The sequence below is a fragment of the Halobacteriovoraceae bacterium genome, from assembly GCA_020635115.1.
In the GTDB taxonomy this organism is placed as follows: domain Bacteria; phylum Bdellovibrionota; class Bacteriovoracia; order Bacteriovoracales; family Bacteriovoracaceae; genus JACKAK01.
Genome location: JACKAK010000019.1, coordinates 1 through 10,266, shown reverse-complemented (window position 1 = coordinate 10,266; position 10,266 = coordinate 1). Strand labels below are relative to the sequence as shown.

The 10,266-nt window shown below is 31.2% G+C and carries 10 protein-coding genes and 2 tRNA genes; 4 read left to right on the top strand and 8 right to left on the bottom strand.

The genetic code is table 11. The annotated features are described in order from the left end of the window. Positions 1-325 (top strand): transposase (locus tag H6622_18330; protein MCB9063485.1); only part of this gene is annotated, 325 nt, incomplete at its 5' end. Positions 326-451: 126 nt separating this feature from the next. Here H6622_18330 and H6622_18325 read toward each other — a convergent pair. The 6 genes from H6622_18325 to H6622_18300 all read right to left on the bottom strand — a co-directional run bounded on the left by H6622_18325 (position 452) and on the right by H6622_18300 (position 5,690). Continuing rightward, positions 452-532 (bottom strand) — tRNA-OTHER (locus H6622_18325). Between the two features lie 204 nt (positions 533-736). Continuing rightward, the gene (locus tag H6622_18320) at positions 737-1,903 is read right to left on the bottom strand and encodes a site-specific DNA-methyltransferase (protein ID MCB9063484.1); all 1,167 of its coding nucleotides are present in this window, start codon (positions 1,901-1,903) and stop codon (positions 737-739) included. Then, entirely contained in the window at positions 1,904-2,545 is a 642-nt protein-coding gene (locus H6622_18315; GenBank protein MCB9063483.1) for an ApaLI family restriction endonuclease, read from the bottom strand. Between the two features lie 238 nt (positions 2,546-2,783). Then, positions 2,784-4,151: a hypothetical protein gene (locus H6622_18310; protein ID MCB9063482.1), complete on the bottom strand. Its 1,368-nt coding sequence runs from the start codon at positions 4,149-4,151 to the stop codon at positions 2,784-2,786. Then, positions 4,141-5,436 (bottom strand): hypothetical protein, encoded by a 1,296-nt coding sequence (locus H6622_18305; protein ID MCB9063481.1) that lies wholly within the window; start codon positions 5,434-5,436, stop codon positions 4,141-4,143. The genes H6622_18310 and H6622_18305 overlap by 11 nt, the downstream gene beginning before the upstream one ends. Positions 5,437-5,447: 11 nt before the next feature. Beyond that, entirely contained in the window at positions 5,448-5,690 is a 243-nt protein-coding gene (locus tag H6622_18300; GenBank protein ID MCB9063480.1) for a hypothetical protein, read from the bottom strand. A 168-nt stretch (positions 5,691-5,858) separates the two neighbouring features. Between H6622_18300 and H6622_18295 the strand changes: the two genes are divergently transcribed. Continuing rightward, positions 5,859-6,119: a hypothetical protein gene (locus H6622_18295; protein ID MCB9063479.1), complete on the top strand. Its 261-nt coding sequence runs from the start codon at positions 5,859-5,861 to the stop codon at positions 6,117-6,119. Between the two features lie 12 nt (positions 6,120-6,131). Here H6622_18295 and H6622_18290 read toward each other — a convergent pair whose 3' ends face one another. Both H6622_18290 and H6622_18285 read right to left on the bottom strand, forming a co-directional pair. Continuing rightward, on the bottom strand, positions 6,132-7,448 hold the full coding sequence (locus H6622_18290; protein ID MCB9063478.1) for a tyrosine-type recombinase/integrase: 1,317 nt from the start codon (positions 7,446-7,448) through the stop codon (positions 6,132-6,134). Positions 7,449-7,573: 125 nt separating this feature from the next. Beyond that, positions 7,574-7,658 (bottom strand) — tRNA-Leu (locus tag H6622_18285). Between the two features lie 254 nt (positions 7,659-7,912). On the opposite strand from H6622_18285, the gene H6622_18280 reads away from it, so the two are divergent. After that, entirely contained in the window at positions 7,913-8,599 is a 687-nt protein-coding gene (locus H6622_18280) for a hypothetical protein (protein ID MCB9063477.1), read from the top strand. A gap of 86 nt (positions 8,600-8,685) precedes the next feature. Next, positions 8,686-10,173, top strand: a complete 1,488-nt coding sequence (locus H6622_18275) for a DEAD/DEAH box helicase (protein MCB9063476.1) — start codon at positions 8,686-8,688, stop codon at positions 10,171-10,173. Positions 10,174-10,266 lie beyond the last annotated feature (93 nt).

Genomic DNA, 10,266 nt, shown 5'->3' with positions numbered 1-10,266 from the left:
CCTTAAAAAGCATCCACACCTCAATGAAATGTATCATGCGAAAGAAGCCCTACAGTGTTTTTATCGTATAAAAGGGTATGAAAAGGCATCTGTGGCCATCGATAAAATGATTGAGAGATTTAGGGAGTCTAAAACTAAAGAAGTGAAAAGACTCGGAAATACTCTCAAATATTGGAGGCAGGAAGTCCTTAATTATTTTAGAAAAAGACTAACAAATGCGAGGTTAGAGGGCTTTAATAACAAAGCTTCCCTTGTAAGAAGAAGAGCTTACGGATATAAGAACCCAAATAACTATCGGTTACGTCTCTTAAGTGTCTGTGGTTGAAGGGCTTTGGATGGTTTAACCACCATCGATCGGGAAGAATCCTTTTTTAGGAGCAACAAGTTCGACAGTTTTATCGATAAGAGGCTTAAAAATCTTTGCCTAGATGCTTGGCCACAATTTTAAGAGTGGTGGCCCGGGCGAGACTTGAACTCGCACAGTATTGCTACCGGCGGATTTTGAATCCGCTTCCATTTACCAATCTTTTACACTTAAGTATATAGAATTACAAATTAAAATTGATTTTTGGTTTAAAAACGGAGGAAAACAGTTGATTGGTTTCTTTACCAAAAAATAGTAATTTTATATCTATTTATTGATATACCGAAAAATTTAACCTTTTTAAAAAATGAAATAAAAAAGCCCCAAATGAATATTGAGGCCTTTTCGTTCAAGAAAGTTTTTGGAAAATAATTAAATTAAGTTTGTGAGCTGTTCTATTTTTAGATTGGATTTATTAAAGATATATAGGTTATCTTCTTCTAAAAAACTATCTTCATTTGTCTCTGTGGAGATAAGTATTTTGGTTTGGAAGTCATTTTTTATACAAGCTTTTAATAAACTATCCTGAGCATCTTTTATACTCTCGCCATGTCTTTGGATTTTTATAGGTACTGGTTTTATATCATCGCCATCTCTCATGAAGCCATCTATGCCTTTATTTCTTTGAACTGGATAAGCATTGATTTTCTTTAAATATTCGGCAATTTCAGGTGATTGGTTTTGATATGAGTCAATTCCTTTCTTTAATAGTGCAGATTCGGATTTTATTGGATTTTCAAGTCTTTCTTTTGATAACTCAATTGCATCTTTAGAAATATCCATCCCTATAAATTTTCTTTTTAGTAGTTTGGCGGCAACTAATGTTGTTCCACTTCCACAAAATGGGTCCATGACTGTGTCGTTCTCATCAGAGGCTAATTCAATGATTCTCTCTAAGAGTAATATTGGCTTTTGTGTTGGATAGCCAACTCTTTCCTTTGCTTTTGGATTTAGGTAAGGGATTTCCCATACATCAGATAGAGGAACACCTTTCTTTTTTTCTATTAAAACTGCTTTTTCTCCGTCTTTTTTATAGGCGGATTTTCCGTGTTCATTTCTAACTCTCTCTTGAAAGATTTGATCTAGATTTGTAGTCGGTGAGTAGTCTTGATACATTGGGTTGAATTTATATTTCTTTGTTTTACTATAGAAAAAAATTACTTGATGACTATTAAGCAATCCTCTTCTTGAGTTTGACCATCTTCTGTAAGTCCAGATTATTTCACTTTGAAAGTTTGAGTATCCAAAAACTTCATCCAGAGCAATTCGTAAATGGTGAGAGGCTGCTTTATCACAATGAAGAAATATAGAACCAGTATCTTTTAAGAGCGTTTTACATATTTTTAGTCTTTCAGTGATGTAATTTCGGTAGTCTTCTATTGATTCCCAGCTATCATCAAATGAATATTCCTTGGAGTTGTCTCTTGTTTTCTGCTTTTGCTTTTTTTGAGTATAAAAAGGTGGGTCAAGGTAAATTAAATCTATTGACTTGGCTTTTATATCTTCTAATGCATTAATACAGTCTTTGTTTACAAGCATTTATATCTCCATAAAATCTATCATTTCACTTATTTCTTTTAACATACTATTTAAATCAATATCTGTCTTCTCATATATATACTCCCATGCATTCAAACCTGAGTAGTATTCACCGCTTACACTCTCGTAAATGGACTTGAGTTTCTGTTGGATTTTAATTGCTTGGCCTCTATTTGGTTCATAAAACATTATTCTTACAGGTGTATATCCTGCATTTTTTATATTTTTTACTCTGTTATGCTCTTTGGTGATGTGGTCTCCATCTGTTGTTGCATCTCGCCATTTGATTTCATAAGCTATTTTGTTTACTAAGCAGTCTATCTCAAAAGTTTTTGGTTTTAGGCTGATTGTGTTTGGTATTTTAACCTTTTTTGCCTTTGGGAACTTTGCTTGAAAACATATCACTGCTGCTTCTTCTAAAAATGAGCCAGAATATTTGTATAAAAACCTCCCGATATTTTGATATACATCTATTTGGTTTCCCTTATCGCTATCTATACCTAGCACGGAGTAAAGTTGGTGGTGAGATAAATCATCTTCTTCCATTTCTTTTTTTCGATTCTGAATTTTCTCTTCAAGATTCTTTCTATATTTTTTTGCAAGATCTAGAATTTGAGCTTTTACAGCATCATTTTTACTCATACCACCTCCGTGTAGTATCTAATTTTTTATTTATATGAATTGTCTCACATTTCATATTTTTTTTGTAGATGACTGTCTTTATTTATTGTTTGAGTCATAATGTCGGCAATACATATTAAGCATTGCCGACATATCCTTTGTTCAAAATAATTTCCGCTCCTTTTCAAGTCGCTTCAATTAATTTTCACAAAGATTTTGGTAAATCACTCGTATATATAGAAAAAATCAAAAAAATTTACTAAGAATTGAATAGAGCTTCTACCAAATCTATTTCTTTAAGGTCTTTTTTTACGATATCTAACTTTCTTTCTCCATCCCATCCATGAAAGGACTCATCTGGAAGATGATATTCCAAGAATCCTTCATCTCTGGCCCTGATTGCTTCGTTTTTCCAATATTCCTTTTCATTGACATCAACTGATAGAAAAGCTTTTTGAAGGTAGTAATGATAATATTTGGTATATAAATTTCTTTTTTCTGTAGCAAGATGTCGTTTTAACCTTCTACAAAAATAACGGTATAATGCTTTGGTATTTTTCTGGCAATCTTTTGTTCCAAGAATTTTTTTAGCTGAACTTTTTGCATAACTATCAATAGTTCTTTTTGGGCTTGGTGAAGATACAAAAGACGATAAGGTTTCTTCTGGAAGTTCATCCATTTTAGCGATGAATCTTTTTAATTTTGTTAAAGTTCCAGCTTTGTCATTCAAAAACATATATTTTTCATATATTGGACAGGTCTTAGCTTGATAGATATTTCCATTTTCAGGAATTGTATCAATTTCAACAATACGATGATTACTGGCGAAATGGGCCAATATCTGACGATAGGCCCATTGAATATGATTTTCATCCCATTTTTCAACCCTGGCCTTTAAAAGAAGAGTATTCGCCATATCACAATAATCATTTGAAAGTGATAACTCAATTCGCCAAACTTGATTTAAGTTTCCACTTTCATCAGTTCCGTATCTTTCTTCGTATTTTTTATATTCCTCATAAGTCATTTCATCATTTTTAAGAAGTCTTTTGATGGAATTTGTTTTGTCGTAAATTTTTAATTTGGCTCTACGATAGATACTTAATTCAATATGGGTAATGCGATTAGGGTCTTCTGGGTCATTGTGGCCTACATTAATATTGATTCCTTTAGATAGGATTTTATATTTCTTTGTGTCGAAAATGTTAGGAAATATATCAAAAATTTGAGTATTTCTTTGTGTTAATAAATCCTGATAGATATCTATTCTTTGAATTGATGGAGTCGTTTTTCTAAATTTTTTTGCCATTATCTTATGAATTTTTGATTTATTGAATTCAGACTCCGTATTGATATGGAAATTAGAATCAAAATTAAACATAATTTTATGAATTGAACTTTGATTTCTAACTTTATAAAAACTCATTCTATGACGAAATTCTCTATTACTTTGGTAATTAATTAAATACTCATTTTTATGGTTTTCTACTAATCCAAGCTCTTCAGCAACCTCATTAAATTTATTTGTTTGAGACTCATTTTTAATATTAAGGCCATCACTTTTAAAAGCGATATATTCCGTATCTATAGAGGGTTCAAAATGGATAAGAATATGACTATTTTCCATTAATCTCCCTTATGGCCTCTTTTCTTAATTCTGGTAATAAACTCAAATAATAGTGATAATAATTTTTTCCTAATTGTCTGATTTCATATTCACTCAGCGATACAAATTTAAATTTCTCTTGAGATTTTTGACTTACAAATCCTTTATGAAAATCTTTGAGCTTTTTCTTAATAATTTTATTAATTTTTTGAGAATTATATTGGGGTATTTTTTCTATCTCTCTAAATTCGGTATTAAAAAAAGGTGCTTGAAATTTTTTAATAATCCCTTCTGAAATATAATATCCTTTACCATTAAAAAGAGTATTGTCTTTAAGAATTGAGCTACCAACCAATTGTATTGATTGTTGAGTAGTTGGTTGATTATACAGAATTTTAGTTTTGATATTTTCCCATCCAATATTAATACTATCAACCTTAGTATCTTGATTTAAAAGGATAAGAAAAAATGAACTGGTATAGCGATAAAGCTTTATCATCCTTTTTAAAATCTTAGCGATTTCAATCTGAACTGTAATAATCTCTTTTTCATCATCTGGAGTATTTTTGTTTATTGATACTCTTGGGATAATCTCACTGGCCTCATCTATTAGCATTATATATTTAGGCCTACTTGAAAGCTTATTCCAATTTGAGACAATTATTTTCCTTTTAGTTAATTGATTTTGAAAGTTCAAGATTTCATTCTCAATATTGATAAGCTCTGTAAGAATATTTTTAAAGTCCAATATATTTTTAGGTTTTATTATTTTAGCTCTGTTAGAAAATTCTTTTGATAGTTTAAAGAAATCCGTACTTTTAGGGTCAATAATTATGGCTTTATAATCCTCATTTTGAAGAAGAAAACTTTTTAGAATAATATTTCCTTGAATTGATTTTCCTGCTCCAATTCCACCTCCAATATAGATGATAGGTTTATTAATAAAAGAGTGTGAAAAAGGGCGATTATATAAATCCCCTTCAAAATCATATCCAACCATAGAGGATAGGGGAGTTGTTGAAACTTCCCCATTATATTTTCTCTTTTTATACCCCTTTGTGTATATTGCGATAAAATCATTTCCGTATTTTTTGGATATTCTTTTTATGAGAAAAATCTCACTGGAAAATATATCTGATAGTATTTCTTTATTTTTTTCAAGGTCTTCAACTGAAATTAAGGCATTTTTGAGATAATAGCCGTGTTTAAAATTTTTTATCTTGAAGCTATCAGATAGGCCAAAATATTCCTTAATTTGTTTTGTTCTTTTCTTTTTTGAATAAATATTTTCTATATGTTTAATCATCAAAGCCCCCCTTATTTTTTTACTTTAGGGTGGATGACATATTTGAATTCCCCTTTTCTCTTATCAACTCTAAGCTCAATATCACAAAATAGATTACCTTCTTTTAGCTTTTCCTTTTTAACTCTATTGTCATATTTCATCTTTCCTTCATAAACAAACCAAACTTTGTCCATCTCAACTTTTCCATCTTTTGTTTCAAAATCTGCTTTTTCAACAAACTTAATAATAATTTCTTTGTCTTTTAAAATTTCCATAATTAGTCCTCCTTTTTTATGGTTGTAATTTAAATGGAAGAAATCTTTTAAAATCTCCATTTTTTTTGATAGCTCAAATTTTTTTAATTTAAATGACTTCGCAAGTTGCTTTGCAATCATTGATATTAAAAACCTTATTAAGCATATAAAGACTTTAATGGAGGTTTTATGGCCGATTTAACTTTAAAGAACTGTGTGAAAGCGAAAGACTTTATTCAAAATTTATCTGATGAAAAACAAAGAACTTACTTTGAATTTTACTTAAATCAAAATTCAATTTTACAAGAACATTTAATTATTAATCTCAATCCTGATAAAAAGAATCAAAATGAGACTCTCTCAACAGGGCATTTAATAATTTCACTTGATGTATTGGGAAGATTATTAATGGATTTTATTAAACAATATGAAAAAGGCCATCTGCAATAGATGGCCAATGTTTTAGGCTACAACTCTGAAATCTCTTAAATTTAATTTTTCTTCACTAAATTCAGATTTACTTCTGAGATAGCCATTAATGCTTTGTAGTTCTTTGTGGCCAGAATACTCCATGGCAGTTTTGATGTCTAAGTTCTTGATTTTAAAGAGGTTTCTGCAAAACGAATGCCTGCAATCGTGGATATCATAATCAAGATTTAATTCATTCATTAAGGCCCGCCACTTTTTAGTAAGTTGATTTGGAGATATAAACTCAAATGTATCAATAATTGTTGCAATCCTTTTTATTGAAATTTCACTTATAGAAGCTTTATATGGAATTCTTCTGGTCTCTCCCGTTTTGGTAGGTTTAAAGATTCTTGTCATTACTCCATTTGTATAATCAATACATTTGACTTGTTCTTTGACGAATAAATTATCTTTGAATAAATTTTCAACTGATGATAGGGCCAAAGCCTCACTTCTTCTAAGTCCAAACTCATAACAAATTTCTATAATTTTTAGATGTGGGTCATTTTCAATATTTCTTTTGATAATTTCCCAATGTTCGCTTTTTATATGTTTTCTATCTCTGACTAATCCTCTTTGCTTTCTAATCATTTCAAGACTTCTAAATTGAGAATTAGTAATAGGGTCAAAATAGGTAGGGGGATATTTGTTTGGGTATTGTTGATGGAGGTATTCCATAAACTTATTCATAAGCCAAATAACTCTTATAATAGTATTTTTACTTCTAAGCTCTCCAAGTGGAAAGATTCTGTCTGAATCTTTAATATCTTCATTATAATTTAACAGGCATTGGCCCCATTTCTTATCATATTTTTTCCATTCATTAACTTTGTGAGTCTTATTTTGAAACCAGTTGAGGCCGTAATTGATAAAGCCATTAATTCTATTTTCAATATCTTTTTTGTCATCATTTAAAAAGTTGTTCTTAATTTCTCTACAAAAATTTATGACATGGACTCTTGGGATATATCCTTCTTTAAGGCGATATTTAATCCCTGCTCTGTGTTCTGATGGGTCTAATCCATTAAGATAGATTACAATATTTTCAAGCTCTCTTTGACTTTGATAGAAATCCTTATAAAACTTCTTTTTAAGTCTCTGCCAAGTGGTTTTCCCATCTTTTCTTTTGATAAATCTTTTGATTGATGGCTCTTTATCTTCGCCCTCAGAGTACAATCCCCATTTACAGATAATATCTGTTTGATGATTCCAGATTATCCTGCCTTTGACCTTTCTTTCTTCAAAGTCTTCTTTTAGCCATTTTTGAATTTTGCTGACATCTTCTTTTTTGAATTTTTTGTGTCTGCCCATTTTTGATACCTCCGATAGTTTATCGGAAGCTGGAGTCAAAAATTTAGGTAAAAGGCTACCAATTACAATTTTAGTCTACCAAAAAATAAAAAGGGGAAGTTAATGAAAACTTCCCCCTAATATTTTGGTAGCCTCAGCCAGACTTGAACTGGCACACTCAAAGAGCAATTGATTTTGAATCAATCGTGTCTACCATTCCACCATGAGGCCATTTTTGGTGTTTTTTTACCGGATTTTGAATCCGCTGTGTCTACCATTCCACCACCGGGCCAAATAATTTTAAATTTCGTTTTCTACTGGTTGTTCAGTCGTAAGCAATCAAGTTACTAATTTAATTCTGCCTACCAACCTCAAACGAGCACAGGAAGATATCTCATATCTAAATATGTTTGTCAGCGATAAAAAATAATGCATATGGACTTAGATGGTTGCTTGAATGTAAATAAAAATTATAGAATTAGCAAATGTTTATCTACAAACAGCTTAAGATTATTACTGTATTAATGTTGATCGTTTTCAAAATAGAGGGCAATGAGCAAATGTGTCCGAAAAACTCATACGCATGCAAAGTTATTAAGCACTCACTAAATAGAGACATAAAAAGATGCCCGATACACTTTAAAAAAGTTGAATTATTTGAAAGAAATATTCTAGGCGGAAAAAAAATTCGTGGTCAAATGAAATATTATGGTGTGTGGGGTGGAAAGTATGCTTATGATATTTCAAAATTATCAAATGATGAAATTGTTCTGACCACCAAAGTACATTTCAAAGATTTAAAAAAATACCCAAAAGTTGTACAAGATGATTTTCTTTATCGCTTAAGAGGTGCGGCAGTTTATTGGGAAATGGAAAATCCATATATTTTTCAAATAAAATTTAATATAGAAGTTACAAGTCGTGAAAATGCTTATTTTAAAGATATAGATTTTGTTAAATTGACCAGAGGTCCCTACTACTTGAACTGGAATCCATTATGGTCAATGCGAGTGATGGCACATGAAATTGGACATTTCTTTGGATTAGACGACGAATATACAAATTTTTTTGGCCCTGAGTGCGATAAGTTTTCTCTTATGTGCCATTCTGATTTAGGACTACCTCAACCCTATCATTATTATTTAATTTTAAGACGCGCATTTTGTGTATAATTTACAATAGACGCACATGCTAATAAAGTACTTGTTTTCTATGTATTAATGCCTTATGGTCTTTTTTTTTAAAGGAAAAATTTTTTATGCAATTCAACGAATTAAATTTATGCGACCCTATTTTAAGGGCAATTGAAGTTTTAAACTTCACAACTCCAACAGAAATTCAACAAGAAGCGATTCCATACCTATTGGAAACAGATAGAGATTTTGTTGGCCAAGCACAAACGGGGACTGGAAAAACAGCTGCTTTTGTTGTTCCTCTACTTGAGAGAATCAAAGATCAAAAGATTCCCACTCACGCTCTCATTCTTACTCCGACTCGAGAGCTAGCGTATCAAGTTGAAAAAGAAATTAATAATTTTGGTCGTTATTTAAATTTGAATACTTGTTTGATATACGGAGGTACTCCTTATGATAAACAAATAAATTTACTTAGAAAAACACAACCTGAAATTATTGTAGGAACTCCCGGAAGAATCATTGATCTTATTGAAAGAGGTAAATTAGATTTTTCAAATTCTGAATATCTCATTTTAGATGAGGCCGATGAAATGCTTAAAATGGGCTTTATTGATGATGTTCAACATATTATGGAATGTTTTAGTGCGGCCAGAAAAACGTGGATGTTCTCAGCAACAATGCCTGATGAAATAGTAAATCTCATTAACAAAAACTTAAATAAACCTAAATTTATAAAGTGCAAAAAGAAAAGTCTTTCAAATGAAGATATTGAACAATCCTATTATTTAGTCGATCGTAAATATCGCTTTGAGGCCCTTCATAGATTGATCCTCCAGAATGGTTCTGGCCCAAGTATTGTTTTTTGTCGTACTAGACAAGACACAAAAGATATCGCAGACAAACTTCTGGCCAAGGGAATTATGGCAGATTGTCTAAATGGGGATTTAAGTCAAGGACAGAGAGAGTACGCAATGAACAAATTCAAGTCAGGTAGAACTGACGTTTTAGTTTGTACAGATGTTGCGGCCAGAGGAATTGATGTTACTGGCCTAGAGGTTGTTTATAATTTTGGATTGCCTTTAGACAATGAATCCTATGTTCACAGAATAGGTCGAACTGGTAGGGCCGGGGCAAAAGGTCTAGCTCAATCAATTGTGACAAACAATGAAATGGGGTTACTAAGAAAGATAGAAAAAACGATTAACCACAGAATTAAAAGATCAGATGTTCCAAAAAATACCGATTTAAAATCCAAAATAGTTTCTCAAAAAATTGAAAAAATTTCTAAAATTAAAGAAAGTGTTGTGAGCAAAGGTAATGAATTCAAAGTTGATTCATCTTTTGGAATATTTTTGAATGAGTTTGATAACTGTTCAAAAGATGATCTACAAAAAATATTTTTTACGTTGCTTTTTAATAAAGAGTTTCATGATGTTGATCGTTTTGGAGATGTAGATTTTTCTGACAAAAAGCGAAGTGATTTTTCTGCTCGTAAACAACGACCAGGTAGAGGAAGCTCTGATAATAGACGTAGAAGTTTTTCACAGAGATCTCACGATCGAAAAGATGATTCTAGTAAGGGGCGTAGGCCAAGATCTAGGAGAGCTTAATTAGTTCTAAGGATTCTCTTGGAGAGAAACGAAAGAAATCCTCGTCCAAAACTGACTGAAGTTGAGTACAATCCATAATGCATGAATATTTCA